The organism is Parapedobacter sp. GCM10030251 (assembly GCF_042666505.1).
Lineage (GTDB): Bacteria > Bacteroidota > Bacteroidia > Sphingobacteriales > Sphingobacteriaceae > Parapedobacter.
Genome location: NZ_JBHTDN010000003.1, coordinates 209942 through 230390, shown reverse-complemented (window position 1 = coordinate 230390; position 20449 = coordinate 209942). Strand labels below are relative to the sequence as shown.

17 protein-coding genes are annotated in these 20449 nt (G+C 47.9%); 2 read left to right on the top strand and 15 right to left on the bottom strand.

What is annotated here, in order from left to right:
* Nucleotides 1–316: 316 nt before the first annotated feature.
* Nucleotides 317–3568 carry a S41 family peptidase gene (locus ACFQRK_RS10375; protein ID WP_379006256.1) on the top strand — a complete coding sequence of 1084 codons (3252 nt, stop codon included), beginning with the start codon at nt 317–319 and terminating at the stop codon, nt 3566–3568.
* Between the two features lie 135 nt (nt 3569–3703).
* Nucleotides 3704–5491 (top strand): hybrid sensor histidine kinase/response regulator, encoded by a 1788-nt coding sequence (locus ACFQRK_RS10370; RefSeq protein ID WP_379006255.1) that lies wholly within the window; start codon nt 3704–3706, stop codon nt 5489–5491.
* 8 nt (nt 5492–5499) lie between these two features.
* On the opposite strand, the gene ACFQRK_RS10365 is transcribed toward ACFQRK_RS10370, so the two are convergent.
* From ACFQRK_RS10365 to ACFQRK_RS10295, 15 genes are all read right to left on the bottom strand, one after another.
* Nucleotides 5500–6879 carry an NADH-quinone oxidoreductase subunit N gene (locus tag ACFQRK_RS10365; protein WP_379006254.1) on the bottom strand — a complete coding sequence of 460 codons (1380 nt, stop codon included), beginning with the start codon at nt 6877–6879 and terminating at the stop codon, nt 5500–5502.
* A 56-nt stretch (nt 6880–6935) separates the two neighbouring features.
* A complete protein-coding gene (locus tag ACFQRK_RS10360; protein ID WP_379006252.1) occupies nt 6936–8390 on the bottom strand; it encodes a NuoM family protein in 1455 nt (484 codons plus the stop codon).
* 24 nt (nt 8391–8414) lie between these two features.
* Complete coding sequence (nuoL, locus tag ACFQRK_RS10355; protein ID WP_379006250.1) at nt 8415–10334, bottom strand: NADH-quinone oxidoreductase subunit L; 1920 nt, start codon at nt 10332–10334, stop codon at nt 8415–8417.
* A gap of 46 nt (nt 10335–10380) precedes the next feature.
* On the bottom strand, nt 10381–10710 hold the full coding sequence (gene nuoK, locus ACFQRK_RS10350; protein WP_379006249.1) for an NADH-quinone oxidoreductase subunit NuoK: 330 nt from the start codon (nt 10708–10710) through the stop codon (nt 10381–10383).
* Nucleotides 10711–11208 (bottom strand): NADH-quinone oxidoreductase subunit J, encoded by a 498-nt coding sequence (locus tag ACFQRK_RS10345; protein ID WP_379006246.1) that lies wholly within the window; start codon nt 11206–11208, stop codon nt 10711–10713.
* On the bottom strand, nt 11208–11729 hold the full coding sequence (locus ACFQRK_RS10340) for a NuoI/complex I 23 kDa subunit family protein (RefSeq protein WP_379006244.1): 522 nt from the start codon (nt 11727–11729) through the stop codon (nt 11208–11210). Before ACFQRK_RS10340 ends, ACFQRK_RS10345 begins: the two co-directional genes overlap by 1 nt.
* Before the next feature lie 21 nt (nt 11730–11750).
* Nucleotides 11751–12788, bottom strand: a complete 1038-nt coding sequence (gene nuoH / locus ACFQRK_RS10335) for an NADH-quinone oxidoreductase subunit NuoH (RefSeq protein WP_379006242.1) — start codon at nt 12786–12788, stop codon at nt 11751–11753.
* Between the two features lie 15 nt (nt 12789–12803).
* Nucleotides 12804–13817, bottom strand: a complete 1014-nt coding sequence (locus ACFQRK_RS10330) for a 2Fe-2S iron-sulfur cluster-binding protein (protein ID WP_379006983.1) — start codon at nt 13815–13817, stop codon at nt 12804–12806.
* A 92-nt stretch (nt 13818–13909) separates the two neighbouring features.
* Nucleotides 13910–15262 (bottom strand): NADH-quinone oxidoreductase subunit NuoF, encoded by a 1353-nt coding sequence (gene nuoF, locus ACFQRK_RS10325; protein ID WP_379006241.1) that lies wholly within the window; start codon nt 15260–15262, stop codon nt 13910–13912.
* Nucleotides 15263–15295: 33 nt separating this feature from the next.
* Complete coding sequence (gene nuoE, locus ACFQRK_RS10320; protein ID WP_379006239.1) at nt 15296–15823, bottom strand: NADH-quinone oxidoreductase subunit NuoE; 528 nt, start codon at nt 15821–15823, stop codon at nt 15296–15298.
* Nucleotides 15816–17051, bottom strand: a complete 1236-nt coding sequence (locus tag ACFQRK_RS10315; RefSeq protein ID WP_379006237.1) for an NADH-quinone oxidoreductase subunit D — start codon at nt 17049–17051, stop codon at nt 15816–15818. Before ACFQRK_RS10315 ends, nuoE begins: the two co-directional genes overlap by 8 nt.
* Before the next feature lie 11 nt (nt 17052–17062).
* The gene (locus tag ACFQRK_RS10310; RefSeq protein ID WP_379006235.1) at nt 17063–17566 is read right to left on the bottom strand and encodes an NADH-quinone oxidoreductase subunit C; all 504 of its coding nucleotides are present in this window, start codon (nt 17564–17566) and stop codon (nt 17063–17065) included.
* On the bottom strand, nt 17559–18110 hold the full coding sequence (locus ACFQRK_RS10305; RefSeq protein ID WP_379006233.1) for an NADH-quinone oxidoreductase subunit B: 552 nt from the start codon (nt 18108–18110) through the stop codon (nt 17559–17561). Before ACFQRK_RS10305 ends, ACFQRK_RS10310 begins: the two co-directional genes overlap by 8 nt.
* Nucleotides 18111–18230: 120 nt before the next feature.
* Nucleotides 18231–18608, bottom strand: coding sequence for an NADH-quinone oxidoreductase subunit A (locus tag ACFQRK_RS10300; RefSeq protein ID WP_379006230.1), 378 nt, complete (start codon nt 18606–18608; stop codon nt 18231–18233).
* 102 nt (nt 18609–18710) lie between these two features.
* Complete coding sequence (locus ACFQRK_RS10295; protein ID WP_379006227.1) at nt 18711–20444, bottom strand: tetratricopeptide repeat protein; 1734 nt, start codon at nt 20442–20444, stop codon at nt 18711–18713.
* Between the last annotated feature and the right edge of the window lie 5 nt (nt 20445–20449).

Below are 20449 nucleotides of genomic sequence, written 5' to 3'. Positions count from 1 at the left end.
GAGCATCAAAATCATTTCAAACCCGTGACTCTGACGAAGAGCAGATTATCAAAGCGAACACACAATCAGCTGTATATCAACCGATAACCACCCAAACTATTATAACACCCGGAAAAAATCAAAAAAAAACCCAAAGTAAGCGCCTATACCACAACTCTGGCATTGTTTTCGCTAAGGAAGGGTAGGTTTAGGTTGATAGCCCCTAACCCCATTGGGGCGGCCGTCCCGACTACGTCGGGACGGTTTTTTTATGCCCCTTATTTCCCTTACCTTCGTATCCATATTTATGGTCTGATAAAGCCGATACGTGCATCCTATGAAAAAAATAACCACATTCTTAGCGATAATATGCAGTGTTTTGAGCGCTACCGCGCAAGAAGAGACCCGTCTATTGCGTTTCCCTACCGTACACGGCGAACAAGTGGCATTTACTTATGCCGGCGACTTATACCTGGTATCGGCAAACGGGGGTGTCGCAAGACGGTTAACCAGCCATCCTGGGCATGAGCTATTTCCCCGTTTCAGCCATGACGGTAAACACATTGCGTTTACCGGACAATATGATGGCAATACGGAGGTCTTTGTCATTCCTGCGACGGGAGGAGAACCGAAACGCATAACCTATACAGCCACGCTTAACCGAGATGACCTCGCCGACCGCATGGGGCCCAACAATATTGTAATGGGATGGACTCCAGACGACCAACACGTCATTTACCGTAGCCGCGGCACTTCGTTCAACGCTTTCAAAGGCAAGCTGTATTTAGCCCCGCTGAACGGAGATCTCAGCAAAGAATTACCTTTTTCGGTCGCATCATGGGCGTCCTACCATGCAGACGGCTCCAAATTGGCGATGAATCGCGTGTTCCGTGAATTCAGAACCTGGAAATATTATCGCGGAGGCATGGCGGACGATATCTGGCTGGTCGATCTGAACTCCGGCAATACCGAGAACGTTACCAATCATCCCGGTCAAGATGTTTTTCCGATGTATTATGAGGATAAGATTTACTTTGTAAGCGACCGTGACCGTATCGCAAATCTTTTTGTATACGACACCCGGCGCAAGCAGACGCAGAAGGTTACGAATTTCACAGATTATGATGTAAAATTTCCTGCTTTGGGAGATCGGGCGATTGTCTTTGAAAACGGCGGCTATATTTACCATCATGACCTAATAAATGGACAAACGAAAAAGCTTTCGATAATCATTGCAGAAGATTTTGCTTCCGGCCGGACCAAACAGGTCGATGCGTCCAGATTTGTATACAGCGGCGATCTATCCCCCGACGGTAAACGGGCGGTGTTCGGTGCCAGGGGAGACGTCTATACCGTGCCGGCGAAAACAGGAGTTACCCGTAATCTTACGCAAAGCAGTGGTGCGCACGACCGCAACGTAGGCTGGAGTCCAGATGGGCGATGGATCAGCTATATTTCCGACCGAACGGGTGAAGACGAATTGTATATTCAGAAACAGGACGGCACAGAACCCGCCCGCCAACTCACTCAAAAGGGCGGTTCCTATAAATTCAATCCGGTGTGGAGCCCCGATAGCAAAAGCATTCTTTTCGGTGATCGCAATCAAAATCTCTATCTGGTGAACATTCAATCAGGTGAACTGCAACTGATGGCGCATGGTGACGAGGGAACGATCAGCTCCTATACATTCGGTCCGGATAGCAAGTGGATTGCTTATACGGTCCCGGGTAAGGCACGTGAATTTACAATTATTAAGCTGTATCACATAGACACAAAGCGCACCGTCCCGGTTACCGATACCTGGTATAATAGCAGCCAGCCCGAGTTCAGCCCCGACGGTAAACTGCTTTATTTCGTTTCGGAACGCGACTTCAACCCTACGTACGGCAACACGGAATGGAACCATGTATACAACGATATGAGTCGCCCTTATTTGGTCCGGCTTAATGCAGTCACCAAGTCGCCTTTTGCCCAAGAAAGCGACGAAGTCGAGATCGCGACTCCGGAAGAGGACGACAAGGAAAACGGAGACCATGCGAAAGCAGAGGTTGAAGTAAGCATCTCGGTAGATGAAAAAGGGTTAGCCGATCGTATTGAAAGTCTACCGGTATCCCCCGGGTCGTACTTTGGCTTAATTGCAACCGACAAGGGGCTGTATTATTCCGGAGGAAGCAAAGGGGATCGTGGTTTCAAGTTTTTCAGCCTCACAGATAAGCAGGAAACCGAAATCGGAAATTTTAGTGGCTATGCGGCCAGTCCGGACCGGAAGAAAATTTTGATCCGTAGCGGCCAAGATTTTTTCATTGAAGACCTCGGCACCTCCAAAATTTCCGCCCCCGCCAACAAGATAAACATGGCCGGTATGAAAGCAATGGTCGATCTAAAAGCGGAATGGAAACAAATCTATGATGAAAGCTGGCGTCAGATGCGGGATTACTTTTATGACCCCAACATGCATGGGGTTAACTGGCAGGCGATGCATGACAAATATGCGCCACTACTGCCTTATGTCAACCACCGGGACGATCTAACTTATCTCATAGGCGAGCTAATCGGTGAGCTCAATGTGGGTCATGCTTATGTGAACAGTGGAGACCGGCCTTCTACTGAGCGTATCCCCATGGGGTTACTGGGTGCTACCTTCAGCCGCGACAAAAGCGGTTACTACCGGATAGACAGCATTCTTTCGGGCCAAAGCTGGAACACCACGCTCACATCCCCGCTGCGGGCTCCGGGAGTGGGTGCTAAACCCGGCGATTACATCGTTGCGATCAATGGCACGTCGATGAAAGACGTGGACAATCTTTACCAAGCGCTCATTGCGAAAGCCGGCCAGTTGATCGAAATTGAGATCAGCGATACGCCAACGGCAAGCAACGCGCGGAAAGTGTTGGTAAAACCAATCGCCGATGAATCAGCTCTCTACTACCACGAATGGGTCCAGCAAAATATTGCCAAGGTAACCGCAGCCAGCGACGGCCGGATTGGCTATGTGCATATCCCAGATATGATATCAGACGGACTCAACCAATTTGCCCGGTATTTTTATCCCCAACTTGACAAGGAAGCACTCATTATTGACGATCGGGGAAATGGGGGTGGCAACGTGTCGCCGATGATTATCGAGCGATTGCTTCGCAAGCCCGGTTTGGGTACCGTGCGCCGCAACCAAAAAACGGCCTCCCTTAAACCCGATGTTCATGTAGGCCCCAAGGTCTGTCTCATTGACTCGTATTCAGCGTCAGACGGCGATCTGTTTCCCTGGCAGTTCCGCCATTACGGCATCGGTCCGCTGATTGGTCAGCGTACCTGGGGTGGCGTGGTAGGCATCAGCGGCACTCTTCCTTTCATTGATGGCGGCGACCTGCGCAAACCTGAATTTGCACACTTTGCCGCAGATGGCTCCTCATTCATTATCGAAGGGGAGGGCGTCCACCCGGATATCGAAGTTGTTAACGACCCGTACGACGAATACAAACAATCCGACGCCCAACTGGCCCGCGGCATCGCTGTATTACTTGAAAAGCTGGCGGAGGGAAGTCCCACCGGCGTGCCGAAAATACCAGCGTTTCCCGACAAATCAAAATAGCGGCACCCGTGTGCGCGCTGAAACGAATTTATGAAAAATCAATAACACCGCACAGCTACAAGTACTCTTCCAGCAAAAGCGGAAGCTTCAAACGGAAATAAACACTTGTAAAAAAAGGCAATTTTATCTTAGTTTGTGGAGCAACAACTACCGATGGAAGACTATTCACGACAAACGATCACACAAAGAGGCTATTTTTTTCATCACATCACTGATCCCATTACCCGGGCTTTGACCGTCACTTACCTCTTGAGTGTATCCTTAACCATTCTAAAAATAGTCGTTATTTTTCCTCATTTCTCGAACGATGTCTTTCGCATTGTCGTCTTCGTCGTTGTCTCTGCAGCGGCCATACTTCTTTGCGCCAGAGCGGCGAAAGCACCACACCTCATCCGGCGCTATTACCACTTTGGCCTAATGGTTTATGTGGTGTATCTTGCCATCAGCATATTTCTGCTTAGTAAGGGAATCAATATCTCCACGCTACAGGAATTTTATCTTGTCATTATGTGGTCCTTTTTTGGTCTCGGCATACATTGGGGCTTTTTATATGCGGTGGTAACGATCGGCATGGCCGTAATCTTTCTGGTCTATTCCAACCAATCCATCACCATCATTGACCTCTTGCCGCCCCACATTCCGTTCTGGATGGCTATTTTTGTAATTGTCACGAATTTCATCCTGGCAATTTTCAGTCTTTACACCTATCAACGGGCTATAGCCAAAACCTCCGAGGAAAAGACGGCCTTAAATAAACAACTCAATAAGCTCCTTGACGCGAAAACGGATTTTCTATCGACGATGTCACATGAGTTACGCACCCCTTTAAACTCGGTGATCGGCATTACCAATCTGCTAATCGACGAAAATCGGGACGAATCACAGAACGAAGACCTCAAAAATTTACGCTTTTCGGCCGAAAATCTGCTGTTGCTTATCAATGACATTCTTGATTTTCAGAAAATGGATTCACATAAGTTAGAATTGGAATCCATTCCATTCAACTTGGTAGACCTGCTGGAAGATGCCTGCGGAAGCTTAAAGACCAAAGCCGCGGAAAAAAACCTCTATTTTGAAGTAAGAAGCGATTCGCGATTGGCAAGCTTCGAGGTGGTTGGCGACCCCACGCGTTTAACGCAAATCGTATTTAATCTGGCAAGCAATGCCATCAAGTTTACCGAAGCAGGTGGCGCCAAGGTGTCCTGTCAGCTAATAAACGAAGAAACTGATAGGGCTACTTTGCGCTTTTCGGTAGAAGACACGGGTATCGGCATAACCCCTGATCAACAACTTGTGATATTCGAGCCCTTTATTCAGGCATCCAGAAATATTTCGCGGAAATTCGGTGGAACCGGATTGGGCTTGTCCATTGTAAAACATTTAGTCAATCTTCACGGAAGCGCCATCCAATTGGATAGTGTGCCCAATGTGGGTTCTACATTTTATTTTGACATCACCTATCCGAAATACCATCAACGTTTGGCCTCGCAAACCTCAGTTTCCACACCAAGTAGTCGGTTGATTACCAAAGAAAGCCTGCATGGCCTCCGCGTGTTGCTTGCTGAAGACAACCAGATGAGTGTTGTTTTTATGCGCAAATTATTCGCAAAATGGGACGTGGATCCCGACATCGCAAAAAATGGTCAGGAAGCCATCGAGAAACTGACCCAGCAAACGTATGATGTGGTTTTAATGGATCTGCACATGCCTGTTATGAATGGGATTGAAGCAACCCAATATATCCGATCGCAGGAAGATCCCTTAAAATGCCGTACCTACATACTGGCATTAACCGCTTCCGTTTCGGATGACATCATTGCCAATATCAAATCGTTGGGATTTGACGACTACCTCGGCAAACCATTCCGACCCAATGATTTACATCATAAACTCAAGAAAGTGTTGCGGAATCAAATTTCCTAGCGTTCACGTTACACCAATCCGGTTATCCACGTTGGGTATACGCCGAGCAATAACGTAATCAGGATCGCCACGACAAATACAGTCTGGTAATACCCATTGACAACGATCTGATCGCGGTCAAGTGGTTTGAAATACATAGCCACGATCACTCGGAAATAATAGAAGATGCCTATTGCTGCATTTACCACCGCCAGTACGACCAGCAAGATCTGGTAGTCGGCCAACGCGCTGGAAAACATCATGAATTTGCCGATAAAACCTGCTGTAAGTGGAATCCCAGCCAGCGACAGCATGGCGACCGCAAGGGCCAGCGAAAGGTAAGGGTTTTTCTTAGCAAGGCCGTTGAACGCCTCAAAATGATCACTTCCCGTTGCACGTTTAACCAAAATAAGCGTGCCAAAGGCAACCACGGACGCCAGTGAATACGCTCCGGCATATATAAGCACCGCTTCGCCGGAAGCCGGTCCGACCGCAACAATGGCAAAAAGCATGTACCCCGCATGCGAAATGCTTGAATAGGCCAGCATCCGTTTAAAGCTTTGCTGCGCAAGTGCCGTGATGTTACCGATAAACAACGTAACGACTGTGATGACCAACAATGCAGGCATCCAGAAATCGTGTAAGGGGACAAAGCAGAAATAAAACAAACGGAGGAATCCGGCGAATGCGGCCGTCTTGACGACCGTACTCATAAAAGTGGTGATGAGGATCGGTGCTCCGTCGTAAACATCAGGCGTCCAGAAATGGAAAGGTGCCGCGCCCACCTTAAAAGCCAATCCGACAATTAGTAGCAGTATACCTCCATAAAATAACGGCGAAACCGTCTGCGGATTGGACACTACGTAATCTTTGATCGCCGCTAGGTCAAAAGAGCCACTGGCCCCGTATAACAGTGCAATTCCAAACAATAGAAATCCGGTAGAAAATGCACCCATCAAAAAATACTTCAGTGCAGCCTCGTTGGATGCAAAATCCTTCTTCCGGATACCCGCTAGGATATACAAGGCCACCGACATAATTTCGATCCCAATGAATAACATCGCTAAGTTGTGGAACGATACCACAAGCAGTGCACCGGTCAAGGAAAAGAGAATCAACGCATAGTATTCCGCGACATGAGTACTTGCCGCGTCAAAATAGTTTTTTGAAAGCAATAAAACCAAGGCTGTCACTAACACGCATAATACCGAAAATGCAATTGCATAATGGTCAAAAAGCACCATCCCACTATACAAAGGCAGGGCTTGCCCATCCCATTGGATAACATAAAGCACCAGGGTGCTCACCAATCCCAATAAGGACACCGGCAACAACGCGCTGCGGGCCTTGAACAATCCCAAATAAAGCACTAATATGGCCAATAAAGACAGCGTAATGATTGCACTCATGTTTTGTTTTATCTTAACTCCTCCGATTCAGGCACCGGAAGACCTGACTATGCTTACTAGTTATTAATCAAACTTACTTTTCCAATCAACTCCGTAACTGCCGCTTCGGAAATATGCAACAACGGCTTCGGATATATACCGATACCGATCACCAGCAGCGCTATGACCGCTAAAATCAGCCATTCAGTTCCTTTGACATCCACAAAACCTGCAGTCTGCGGATTTACGTCACCGAGCATCACCTTTTGATACATCCTCAACATGTACACGGCTCCCAATATCAAGGTAAGCCCTCCAAAAACGGCATACCAGATACCATACTGGTACACACCCATCAACAATAAAAATTCGCCGACGAACCCATTGGTCAACGGTAACCCCACTGCTCCCATCACAATTACCAAAAATAGGATTGCCAACGCAGGCGCCGTTTTGGCAATTCCACCCATCACGTGCATTTCACGTGTTCCCAATTGTCGTGCAACAATATCCAATACAAAAAACAACCCCACGACGCTGATACCGTGATTGATCATTTGAATCATCGCCCCTTGAACCCCTTGTACGTTCCAAGCAAAAACGCCCGCACCGATAAGTCCCACGTGTGCGATCGAAGAATACGCTACCAATCGTTTCACATCCTGCTGCTTAAATGCGATGATAGACGCATAGACAACACCGATGAGGCAAAGTATGAGGGCCAACTGCCCGTAGGCCGCAACGCCGAGCGGAGCGATCGGAATCAACCAGCGGATCACCCCATATATACCCATTTTGAGCATAATTCCCGCAAGTAGCATCGTTCCCGCCGTTGGCGCCTCGGTATAAGTGTCCGGCTGCCAGGTATGGAACAGGAAAATCGGCATCTTAATGGCAAAGGCAAGGAAGAATGCCCAGAAAATCCAGCGTTGCGTAGCAGCGTCCAATGCGAGGGAATAAAATGAAGCCAGTTCGTAATCGCCCGATGGCACTTGCAGGTGCAGGTAGATGATCGCCGCCAACATCAATAAACTTCCCAGAAACGTGTAGATAAAGAATTTCAGGTTTACACGAATCCGGTTTTCCCCACCCCACAAGGCGCATATAAAGTAAATCGGTATCAACGCGATCTCCCAGCCCACGTAAAAGGCAAAGGCGTCGAGCGCGGTAAAGACCAGCAACAAACCCGTCTGCATAAACAATATGAGCGCATAGAATCCACCTTTGTATGCATGGCTGAATGCCGATAGGATAATTAACGGGATCAAACCATTGGTCAGCAATACCAACGGCAGGCTAATGCCATCAATGCCGACGTGGAAGTGTATGCCCAATGCAGGGATCCACGCAAACCGCTGCTCAAACTGCATACTGGCGTCCGGCACGAAATTTAAGACAAACGGGATGGTCAGTCCCAATGAAACCAATGATATCAACAGCGCCAACCGCTGGGCCGTCTTAGCCTGTTTCACAAAAGCGAGCACGATTGCTCCAAGAACCGGAAGTAATAAAAGTATAAATAGATTGCCCATGTACGCGATATAACTTCGTCTCGATTAACCGTTAAAAATACCATAGGCCAAGAGCGCCACCACTGCAATGACCATCATAAAAATATAGAACCCTACATTGCCACTCTGAAGCAAGCGAATTCCCTTGCTCGATTCGCCGGCAGCTCCGCCGAGACCATTGACGATTCCATCGATTCCTCCCTTATCTACCTTACGATAAAAAAACAGTGAAAGAGCATTCAATGGGCGCACGACCAAGGTATCATATAATTCATCCACGTAAAATTTGCGATAAGAAAGCCGAGATAGCGCACTACGGGGTGAATCGTCTGAAAGGGGAACTACTGCTTTTGATACGTATTGCTGATACGCAATGATGGCCATGATCACGGCCGCTACCGCAGATATACCCATCAATATGTATTCGGTAGTATGCTCCAGATGAAATTCACCGGCTTTAGCAACGGAATCCGCGAACACGGGCTCAAGGAAACTAGCCAGTGCATGATGTCCCCCCAAAGCAGAAGGTACATTCAAAAGCCCCCCCAAAGCTGCCAACACGGCCAACACGATCAACGGGATGGTCATCGTTATCGGTGATTCATGGAGGTGACTTGCCTGTTCGGATGTACCTCTGAACCGCCCGAAAAATGTAAGGAATAACATCCGGAACATGTAAAAGGCCGTAAACAGTGCTCCCGCAAATCCAAGTACCCACAACACCTTGCTATGGGCAAACGCGTGTGCCAGAATCTCATCCTTTGAGAAAAAGCCTGAAAGCGGCGGTATACCCGCTATGGCAATGGTTCCAATCAGCATCGTCACATAGGTTACCGGCAAGTGCTTTTTCAATCCACCCATGCTCCGCATATCCTGCTCGTCACTCATCGCATGGATGACCGAGCCGGCTCCAAGGAATAGCAAGGCCTTAAAAAAAGCGTGGGTAATCACATGGAAAAAAGCGCCGGTAAATGCGCCGACTCCCAATCCCAAAAACATGTAGCCTAATTGCGAAACAGTAGAATAGGCCAGCACTTTCTTGATGTCATTCTGCGTGACCGCGATGGCCGCCGCCAATAAGGCGGTACAGATACCGATGGCAGCCACCACCTGCAACGTAATGGGTGATAAGGTAAACAGAATATTTGATCGGGCGACCATATAAATGCCCGCGGTCACCATCGTCGCCGCATGGATCAGCGCCGACACCGGCGTAGGACCAGCCATGGCATCCGGCAGCCAGGTAAACAACGGAATCTGCGCTGACTTGCCCGTTGCCGCAACGAACAGCAGCAGGGTAATCAACAACAAGGTAGCATCGCCCATAACCATCTTTGCAGCCTGCGGGAATATTCCCGCGAACTCGAGGGTGCCAAACGTAGTAAAAATCAGAAAAACCGCGATAAGGAAACCCAAATCGCCGATGCGGTTCATCACGAAAGCCTTTTTAGCTGCATTGGCGTAAGACGAATTTTTAAACCAAAAGCCGATCAACAGGTACGAACAGAGGCCCACACCCTCCCAGCCGATAAACATCACGAGGTAATTGGATCCCAGCACCAATAACAGCATGAAAAAAATAAACAGATTCAGGTAGGCAAAAAACTTGGCAAATCCTGTGTCGTGCTGCATGTATCCGATGGAATACACATGGATGAGGAAGCCAATACCCGTAACAATAAGCAGCATGATGGCACTTAACGGATCCACCAAAAAAGAAAGCGAAACCCGGAGGTTGCCGGCGCTGATCCACTCAAAGACCGGTTGTGTAAATACAGCGGATTCTCCCGCTTGCCTCAGCGCATAAATTGTAGAAAAAACGCCGCAGCTTAACAGGAAAGCAATCAATACAACCCCGCTCCCGATCACCCCAACCAAGGATTTTGGCAACACATCCCTACCCAGTCCATTGACCAAAAAACCGACCAATGGCAGCAATGGAATCAACCAAATTAAATCTATCATGCTATTTTAGTAGTTCAAATCTCTTAATTCAACAGTTCCGTGATCCTTATCCCCGCAACCGATTCAACGCGTTGATATCAACGGATCGCGTATTGCGATAAACCATGACAATAATCGCTAAACCAACAGCTACTTCGGCTGCCGCCAATGCCATAATGAAAAATACAAACACCTGCCCTGCGGGATCTCCGCTGTACGCGGAAAACGCCGTCAACAGCAGATTGACCGAATTAAGCATCAGTTCGACAGACATCATGATAATAATGACGTTGCGGCGGATCAGTACGCCGATGACTCCGATCGTGAAAATTAGGCTGCAAAACAGGATATAATGATTTAGTGGAACACCCTGTATTTGTTGTACGATAGTCTCCATTTATGCGTTTTTTGGGTCATTTTTGGCCAGCAATACAGCCCCTACCATTGCGGTTAGCAATAAAATCGAGGAAATTTCAAAGGGGAGTAAAAATTCACTGAACAGCACTTTCCCCAGATTACCCACCAGTCCAATTTCGGTACTTTTCACCGCATCCGGCCCGGTCACTTCCAGCACGCGGAACGAGCCGGCCAACGTAACCAGCAAGCACATACCCGCAATCACCCCCATCACTTTCACTAAGTTCGATTTTAGTGGTTCGGTATCTCTGTTCAGATTGAGGAGCATTAGCACAAATAGGAAAAGGACCATGATTGCCCCCATATACACAATGAAGTTAACAATGGCAAGAAACTGGGCATTTAACAGAATGTAGTGTATGGTAAAGGTAAAAAAGGTAACAACCAGATACAATACGCTGTGCACTGGACTTTTAGCGAAGATGGTCATCAGTGCAAAAAAAATCGACAGAAAGGCTACAAAATAAAAAACACTCATTAGGCTATAGTTTCTTGCTCCTTTTTATACTCAAACCGGGGTTCCACCAATTTGTCTTTGCCATAAATAAAGTCCTTACGTAACTGCTCGGGCGGCACGTGCGATCCATCCAGAAATATAGCTTCCTTGGGACAAGCCTCTTCACAAAGTCCGCAAAAGATACACCTCAACATATTAATTTCGTATACGGCGGCGTATTTCTCTTCCCGGTAGAGGTGTTCTTCCCCTTTTTGTCGCTCGGCAGAAATCATCGTAATAGCTTCCGCAGGGCATGACAGCGCACATAATCCGCATGCAGTACAACGCTCGCGTCCCTCTTCATCCCGTTTTAACGAATGCTGGCCACGGAAATTTTTTGAATAGGGCCGCTGCACTTCAGGATACTTATAGGTAGCCTTGGGTTGGAAAAAATACTTGATCGTGATGCCGAGTCCGCGAACAATGGCAGGCAAATACATCCGCTCCCAAAAATTCATGGGCTTCTGCTCCAGCACTTTTTTCCGATTACTTAGTGATTGCATAATCTCTCTCCCGAATCCAAATTAAAAATAGGTGTCTTTTACAATGGTTACAATACCGGTCAACACGATATTAGCCACCGCCAAAGGTATTAAAATCTTCCATCCCAACCGCATCAATTGATCATAGCGGAAACGAGGTACGGTCCATCGGATCCACATAAAGAAAAAGATGAAGGCAAGTATCTTCGCAAAAAATACCAGCACACCGATTATAGTGATCCAATTCTGGGATAATCCGAGGTCATACATGAAGGGGAAATTATACCCTCCGAAGTACAATGCGGCCATCAGTGACGACGATACAAACATATTGATGTACTCGGCAAACATATAGAATGCCAGCTTCATGGAAGAGTACTCTACGTTATAACCCCCTATCAATTCCGTCTCACATTCGGCCAGGTCGAACGGTACCCGGTTACACTCGGCAAACGCACAGACCAGAAAAATCAGAAAACCAAGCGGTTGTACCCATATATTCCAGTTGACGAACCCTTCCTGTTGGGCAACGATTTCCTTCAACGAAAGCGTTCCGGTTACCATTAAAAGGGCTATCAAGGAAAGGCCCATACCAATCTCGTAGCTGATACTTTGTGAGGCCGCCCGCACAGCCCCCATCAATGCGTATTTGTTGTTTGAAGCCCAACCGCCGATCATGATGCCATAAACACCCAACGCCACTACGCCAAACATATAAAGCACGCCGACATTGATATCGGCGACCTGCAACGTAAATACCTTTTCACCGATGGTTAACTCCTGTCCCCAGGGTATCACGGCACTACTAATACATGCCGTAAACATGGCGATGGTGGGCCCGGCAATGAAAAGCGCCTTATGAGCGCCAGCGGGAATAATCTCTTCCTTAAAGAAAAACTTGCCTCCGTCGGCCAACGGTTGCAGCAAACCGAACGGACCTGCTCGGTCCGGGCCGAATCGGGCTTGCATAAAACCGGCCACTTTACGTTCCACCAACGTGGAATACATGGCAATGAACAAGGTAATGGCAAATACCACCACCACCAAAATCGTTTTTTCTAACAATAAAGCTGATTCCATCGCTTATAATAATTGCTAAAGCAGTTCTTTAGCACGTTCAAACTGATCTTTATTCGCTTCTTGCAACAAGAGATTCTTCTTCACCACCGCAGGCGGGGTCAGTTCATCGTAGTGATTCAAGGATATGACCGACGTAGGTTTCACGGCGCGTGGGCCTTCGATGACCCAATCTGCTGTGGCCTTCTTCTCAAAACGGCAGGTGTTGCAGATAAACTCTTCCACCTCGCCATACTCATCCTTTCTGGCGGTCACCCGTAATACTTCTTCCCCTTTATACCACAACGTTACTTTACCGCTGCACGTCGGACAGTCACGATGCGCTTCCACCGGTTTGGTGAACCATACCCGGTTTTTGAAACGGAATGTTTTGTCCGTCAACGCGCCCACAGGACAAACATCGATGACGTTGCCTGAAAAATCATTGTCTATTGCTTTTTCGATGTATGTGGAAATCTCTGCAGCATCGCCCCGGCCAAGTACGCCATGCACCCTTTGCGGGGTAAGCTGGTCGGCTACAAATACACACCGGTAGCACAGTATGCAACGGGTCATGTGTAATTGAACTTTGTCGCCGATGTCAATTTTATCAAATGTTCTCCGTTCAAATTCGTATCGGGTACTGGCCAATCCATGTTGATATCCCAGATCCTGCAAGTGGCATTCGCCCGCCTGATCACAGATCGGGCAATCCAATGGGTGATTAATGAGCAACATTTCCACCACCCCTTTACGCGCCTCTATTACTTCCGGCGAAGTAATGTTTTGAACTTCCATGCCATCCATTACCGTCGTGCGGCAAGAGGCCACCAGTTTGGGCATGGGGCGCGGATCCTTTTCAGAACCTTTGCTGACCTTTACAAGACATGTCCGGCATTTTCCCCCACTGCCCTGTAACTTGGAATAATAGCACATTGCCGGGGGTACGATATCGCCACCGATTTGACGGGCGGCATTCAATATGGTCGTGCCCGGCGGCACTTCTACCGGAATACCATCGATGCTTACCTTAAATTTTATGTCTTCCGCCATCATTTTTTAGCTATCGGCTGTCTGCCTTTGACAGCAGCCCTGTTAACCTACTTCTTCCTCTAATCTATACCGCTGCACCGTATACTCTGTCATCAAAGCACCGGCTCAAGCGGATCCGCGTAATGTGCCAGCCCGAAATTGCGCACTTGCGCATCCCGGCCATTGGTTACATGCCATTCGAATTCATCCCTGAAATGGCGGATTGCACTGGCTACCGGCCATGCGGCTGCATCGCCAAGTGGGCAAATGGTGTTTCCTTCGATCTTCTTCGATACGTCTACCAGCAAATCAATGTCACTGAATGTACCGTGCCCATGTTCGATCTTATGCAGTACCTTCTCCATCCACCCCGTCCCTTCACGGCATGGGGAACACTGCCCGCAGCTCTCGTGATGGTAAAAACGGGTAAAATTCCAGGTGTTCCGCACGATGCATTGATCTTCGTCAAAGGCAATAAATCCACCCGATCCCAACATGGTGCCGCTTTGGAACCCGCCGTCGGCCAACGATTCATACGTCATCAAACGTGGTTCACCTTTCAGCGTCTTCGTAATCAGATTGGCGGGTAAAATGGGTACGGAAGATCCTCCGGCCACGACTGCCTTCAACCGCTTGCCATTTGCAATGCCACCACAGTATTCATCTGAATAGATAAACTCCTCAACGGGCAACCCCAGCTCGATTTCGTATACACCGGGCTTATTCAAATTGCCGCCGGCCGAGATCAGCTTCGTTCCTGTGCTGCGTTCGATACCGATCTTTGCATATTCTTCGCCTCCATCGTTAATAATGGGTACCGTTGCGGCAATAGACTCCACATTGTTAACCACGGTAGGACAATTGTAAAGCCCCGATACCGCCGGAAAAGGGGGCTTTATTCGGGGATTGCCCCGTTTACCTTCCAGTGATTCCAGCAGCGCCGTTTCTTCACCACATATATATGCACCACCACCGGGCTGTACAAACAGCTCCAGATCGTAACCCGTGCCCAATATATTCTTACCGAGAAATCCTGCCAGCTTAGCTTCCGCAATTGCCCGCTCGAGAATACGTATCTGCGGCATCATTTCTCCACGCACATAGATATACGACGTATTAGCGCCCAGCGCATAGCTGGCCACAATCATGCCTTCAATCAATGCATGTGGGATATGCGTCATTAAGTATCGATCCTTGAACGTTCCCGGTTCCGACTCATCGGCATTGCATACCAGGTAACGCGGTACTCCCTCGGGTTTGGCTAAAAAACTCCATTTCATCCCCGTGGGAAAACCGGCGCCGCCGCGTCCCCTAAGTCCGGATTTTTTTACTTCTTCCACCACTTCATCGGGGGTAAGCGTCTTCAGGGCTTTCTCCACAGCCCGGTATCCGCCTTTCTGACGATACACGTCAAACGTATGGATTCCCGGAACGTCGATATGTGTCAACAATAACTTACGAGCCATAACAATCTGCTATCCGCTGCCGGTTATCGGCTTTCAGCCGTTTGCCGCCGCTTTTTCTTTTAGTTCCTCAATTAATTTGTCTACGTTATCCTCGTTGAGGTTTTCATAAAACGTATACTCCGGACCGATCTGCAAGACCGGGCCGTAACCGCAGGCTGCCAGGCATTCCACTCCCCGCCAGCTGAATAACCCGTCAGGCGTTACTTCACCTTCCTTGACACCCAAACGACTCTCGATATGTTTCATGATCCGCTCGGCTCCCACTAAACAACAGGGTCCGGTACGGCATACTTCCAGCATATATTTTCCCTGCGGCTGCAGGAAAAACATGGTATAAAACGTGGCTACTTCATATACTTCGATAGGTTCAATCCCCAGATAAGCGGCCACTCGGTCCATTGCCGGCACACTCAGCCAGCCATAAACAGCCTGCACCTCATGCAATACCGGCAATAGCGCCGATTTTTGCCGGCCTTCCGGATAGCGAGCTACAATCTCGGCAAACTTGACGAGCAGCTCTTCCCTGAACTCCATAGGTTCGTTATGTTTCACACTAAGCATCCAGTTCTCCCGCTATAACATTTAGACTACTCATATTGATAATGGCATCCGACAGCAGCATTCCGCTGCTCATAGGCGCATACATCTGATAGTTGATAAATGAAGGCCTACGGAAATGCAAACGATACGGCGCCCTTCCACCATCACTGATCAGGTAGAAGCCAAGCTCCCCGTTTGCCCCTTCCACACAATGGTATAATTCTTTTTTCGGTGCGTCTATCTCGCCCATGACAATCTTGAAATGGTAAATCAACGCTTCCATGTTGTTATATACCTGCTCTTTTGGCGGCAGGTAAAAATCCGGCACATCTGCATGGAATATGCCCTTCGGTTCCTTCTCAATTTTGGACAGGGCCTGATCAATGATCCGCAAGCTTTGCCACATTTCACTGTTGCGTACCAGAAAGCGATCGTATACATCGCCATTGGTTCCGACCGGCACCTCAAAATCAAATTCTTCGTAAGACGAATACGGTTCATTCGCTCTTACGTCGTAGTCAACCCCGGTAGCCCGTAGGATCGGACCGCTCCAGCTGTAGCTTAGGGCCGTTTCGGGATCAACCGCCGCCACCCCGGCCGTCCGATCGATAAATATGCGGTTGCGTTCCAGCAATGCCTCAAATTCCTTCAATACCGCCGGAAATTCCTTGGCAAACTGCCGGATCTTTGAAAATGCGGTCTCGTTAAAATCCCTTTCAAACCCGCCGATACGACCGATATTGGTGGTTAACCGTGCGCCGCAAATTTCTTCAAAAATCTCGTAGATAAATTCGCGTTTAACCATCATCGGAATGAACCCGGCAAACGTACCGGTATCCACCCCCAAAATACCATTACAGATGATATGGTCCGCAATACGGGATAACTCCATGATAATCACCCGCATGTATTGCACCCGCTTGGGAAGTTCAATATCCAGAAGCTTCTCGACGGTCATGTGCCATCCCATGTTGTTAATGGGCGATGAACAATAGTTGAGCCGATCGGTCAATGTGGTGATTTGATAGTATGCACGATGTTCGGCGATTTTTTCGAAAGCTCGGTGAATATAACCAATGGTCGATACACCGCTGACAATGCGCTCCCCATCAACCTGCAATACATTTTGGAAGACGCCATGGGTAGCCGGGTGGGTTGGCCCCAAGTTGAGCGTAAACAACTCTTCCTGCGGATCGTTGTCTACAAAAACCGGCTTATTGTTTGTAATCTTACTGATTGATTCGCTCATACGCTTACCGCTTACCTTCCGAAGAAGTAATCCTTTTTATCCATACGATTGGGATCTTCCAAGGGATATTCCTTACGCATGGGGAACACGTCCATATCGTCTACATTCAATATTCTACGAAGGTCGGGGTGTCCAACAAATTGAATCCCGAAGAAATCATACGTTTCACGTTCCATCCAATTGGCACCATTCCAGAGCACAGTAGCCGTTGGAAGAGCCGGGTAGCTGCCCTCCAAAAAGACCTTGATACGGATCCGTACGTTATTCACCAGGCTGTGCAGGTGATAAACCACTGCAAATTCTTTGGGAAGCTGGGGATAATGCACCGCGGTGATGTCCGTAAGATACGTAAACTGCAGCTCTCCGTCAGTCTTCAAAAACTCAAGAACGTCCAAAATGTCCGCTTTGCCAACCTCAATGGTTAGTAAACCATAGGATTCTTCCAACTGATTAAACCCGCCTTCAAACCGCGAGTTAAGGCGTGCAATCACGCGCTCATTGCTTAGCTTAGCCATGGGCATTGAATCCGTATTTCTCCAGCAACGCCTTGTATTCGGGCGTTTGCCTTCTGTTTAATGGTTCGTTTTTTACAATTTCCTGCAATCGCATCACACCATCGAGAATGGCCTCCGGTCTTGGTGGGCACCCGGGGACATAAACGTCAACCGGAATGATCTCATCAATACCCTGCAGTACCGAATAGGTATCAAATATTCCTCCACTGGATGCACAAGCGCCGACGGCGATTACCCAGCGGGGTTCCGCCATCTGTGAATAGACCTGCCGAAGCACCGGTGCCATCTTCTTGGCGATTGTTCCCATTACCATGAGCATATCGGCTTGCCGGGGTGAAAAACTATTTCGCTCCATCCCGAATCGTCCGGCGTCGTACGTTGCGGCCATCGTCGCCATAAACTCAATGCCACAACATGAAGTTGCAAATGGCAACGGCCAAAGAGAGTTAGCCCTTGCCAAGCCAATGGCTTTATCCAATGATGTTGCGAAAAATCCGGACCCTTGAATGCCAGGGGGAGCCTCCGCTAATTTTATATCACTCATTACTAACCCCTTACCTTTCTAAAACAAAAACCCATCAGTTATAGACCGATGGGTACAAATTTACAATATATTGGCCTTTAATCGGGCTATTTATATTATTTAGAAACGTTCTAATAACTATTATTCCCACTCCAGCGCCCGCTTTTTGATGACGTAGATAAAGCCGAGCAGCAACAGCGCCATGAACACGAACATTTCGATCAGTCCTGACAACCCAAACTCCCGGAAGTTGACTGCCCAAGGATACATAAAAATGACTTCGATGTCAAAAATTACGAACAGAATGGCCACAATAAAATATTTAATGGAAAACGGTTGCCGGGCATTACCAATCACTTCAACCCCGGATTCGAACGACCCCAATTTGGTAGCCGTTTTCACTTTTGGCCCGATAAAATGGGTCAGTAAAATCACACCCACAGAAAATAAAGTCGCGACACCGAATTGAATTAGAATCGGTAGATAATCTGCTGGAGTACTCATTGCTTCTGCTTCCATATACATATTCGTAAGATGTGCCAAAACTAAAAAATAAAGCGCTAATTTAAAAATTAGCGCTTTATTGAAACCCTTAAAAACGGTATACCGTTAAAAAAGGCGCTATTGTCCTGAGGCGGCGCCTGTTGACGCTGCAGACTCTTGTTCCAAATACTGCAGAGTTTGTTTAGCCCAGGCGTTTTCTGGATCAAGCTTAAGCACTTCACCGATTAGATCCCTGCCTTTTTGATACTCGCCACGTTTTACACTAACCACGGCGATGGTACTGTAGGCATCAATCAGCTTGCTTTTGTTCTTTTGGACCTCAGCATCCCCTTTTTCCTTTACCATTTCGATGTACTTCAAGAAATAGGGTTCAGCCAGACCTTTTGGGTTTTCAGTGTCATCGAGCAAATTGTTGACATTTGCACGGAACAAATACGCATCCTGGGTGGTAGGCGCCTTTTCGATAACCACGCCAAAGGCCGTATCGGCTTTGTGTAGCAACGCAGTTTCAGCTTCTCCGCGTTGAGCTACCGGTTTAGTAGCAACTGCATAGTAAGCTGAATACCCCAAATAGAAATTATCGTAAATAAAATTCCGTGAAGTGGGTGTAGATGCCGCAATTTCAAACACCTTTGAAGCGTCCAAGAACTTCTTGGCCGTAAACAATTCCTTGCCCACATCGTTCAAATCGTCAGCGATTGAAGAATCAGCGGCCACGGCTTTCTTCAATTGTTCTACCCCCGTATCAAACAACGCGGCATCCGTCGGGGTGTTTTGCGTGGCGAGCTTTATGTCAGATAGCCCCAAATGCAAATAATCGCGGGGAATGATACGTTCAGCCTCCATACGCGTAAAGAGCTTATCCAATGCTTCCTTACTTTCCTGATATTGCTCATTTTCATAAGCCGAGTATCCTAGGTAACGTAACACTTTCGGGTTTACATCTTCCAACTGTGCTAATTCACGAGCTTGTACTTGCAGTTCATCGTAGTCCTTCGTGTACACCAGGAAGTCCGCATAGCGGATACGGGATTCTACCGTATAGTCGGTCTTATCCATGTATTGCTTGTAGTAGTTCACTCCTTCCCTGTTTCGTGCGTTGTAAGCCGCCGTGTCAGTTGCTGTCAGCGCCCATGCACGATAAGTCTCAGCCAATTCACGATACGTCGGTGCGTAATCCGGCACGTCAGCTGCAATCTGCTTTAATCCATCGATCGCTTCTTGCCAAGCGTGCGATCCGCGGGTAATTACCTGCATCTGCACACGGGCACGGGTAAGCGTATTATCCAAATTTGCGGCGTCCCGATAACCCACGTAGGCCTGGCTTGCATTTCCCAATCCCATATAGGCATCACCCAATGCCAAAGGAATCAACGGATCCTCGGCATTCTTAGCTTTTGCTTGATCCAGGTATTCCACTGCCTTCTGATAATTTGGATTAGGCGCATCGATATAGGCGCGTCCAATGTGATACAATTCCAGGTAATCCTTGCGCTTAAGCTTTCCGGTCACCTCCGCAAACTTGGTGGCGGCAGCATTGGCGTCCTCCTTATAAAGATCTACGATACCTTTTCCAACCGTGTTCAGATTATTTTTTGGATCTGCCGCAATTCCTTGATCGAAAACAGCTAAGGCTGAATCCAAGTGCTCATTATGTATGTAAACAAGCCCTAAATAAAAATAATTTTCTCCGTCTTTCGGTTTGCTTTTAACAAGCGTCTCCAACATGGTCCGAGCTTGTGCAAATTGCTCCGCATCCATCGCCTTCTTTGCATCGTCCAAACTTTGCGCACGTACCCCCGTAATCACAAAAGCAAGGGATATACCCCATATCATTGCTTTTTTCATCATGTTCA

Bases quoted from the DNA above. Each gene is read 5' to 3' on its own strand.
- ACFQRK_RS10375 (WP_379006256.1), top strand. From the start codon at position 317: ATGAAAAAAATAACCACATTCTTAGCGATAATATGCAGTGTTTTGAGC.
- ACFQRK_RS10365 (WP_379006254.1), bottom strand. From the start codon at position 6,879: ATGAGTGCAATCATTACGCTGTCTTTATTGGCCATATTAGTGCTTTAT.
- ACFQRK_RS10360 (WP_379006252.1), bottom strand. From the start codon at position 8,390: ATGGGCAATCTATTTATACTTTTATTACTTCCGGTTCTTGGAGCAATC.
- nuoL (WP_379006250.1), bottom strand. From the start codon at position 10,334: ATGATAGATTTAATTTGGTTGATTCCATTGCTGCCATTGGTCGGTTTT.
- nuoK (WP_379006249.1), bottom strand. From the start codon at position 10,710: ATGGAGACTATCGTACAACAAATACAGGGTGTTCCACTAAATCATTAT.
- ACFQRK_RS10345 (WP_379006246.1), bottom strand. From the start codon at position 11,208: ATGAGTGTTTTTTATTTTGTAGCCTTTCTGTCGATTTTTTTTGCACTG.
- ACFQRK_RS10340 (WP_379006244.1), bottom strand. From the start codon at position 11,729: ATGCAATCACTAAGTAATCGGAAAAAAGTGCTGGAGCAGAAGCCCATG.
- nuoH (WP_379006242.1), bottom strand. From the start codon at position 12,788: ATGGAATCAGCTTTATTGTTAGAAAAAACGATTTTGGTGGTGGTGGTA.
- ACFQRK_RS10330 (WP_379006983.1), bottom strand. From the start codon at position 13,817: ATGGCGGAAGACATAAAATTTAAGGTAAGCATCGATGGTATTCCGGTA.
- nuoF (WP_379006241.1), bottom strand. From the start codon at position 15,262: ATGGCTCGTAAGTTATTGTTGACACATATCGACGTTCCGGGAATCCAT.
- nuoE (WP_379006239.1), bottom strand. From the start codon at position 15,823: ATGCTTAGTGTGAAACATAACGAACCTATGGAGTTCAGGGAAGAGCTG.
- ACFQRK_RS10315 (WP_379006237.1), bottom strand. From the start codon at position 17,051: ATGAGCGAATCAATCAGTAAGATTACAAACAATAAGCCGGTTTTTGTA.
- ACFQRK_RS10310 (WP_379006235.1), bottom strand. From the start codon at position 17,566: ATGGCTAAGCTAAGCAATGAGCGCGTGATTGCACGCCTTAACTCGCGG.
- ACFQRK_RS10305 (WP_379006233.1), bottom strand. From the start codon at position 18,110: ATGAGTGATATAAAATTAGCGGAGGCTCCCCCTGGCATTCAAGGGTCC.
- ACFQRK_RS10300 (WP_379006230.1), bottom strand. From the start codon at position 18,608: ATGGAAGCAGAAGCAATGAGTACTCCAGCAGATTATCTACCGATTCTA.
- ACFQRK_RS10295 (WP_379006227.1), bottom strand. From the start codon at position 20,444: ATGATGAAAAAAGCAATGATATGGGGTATATCCCTTGCTTTTGTGATT.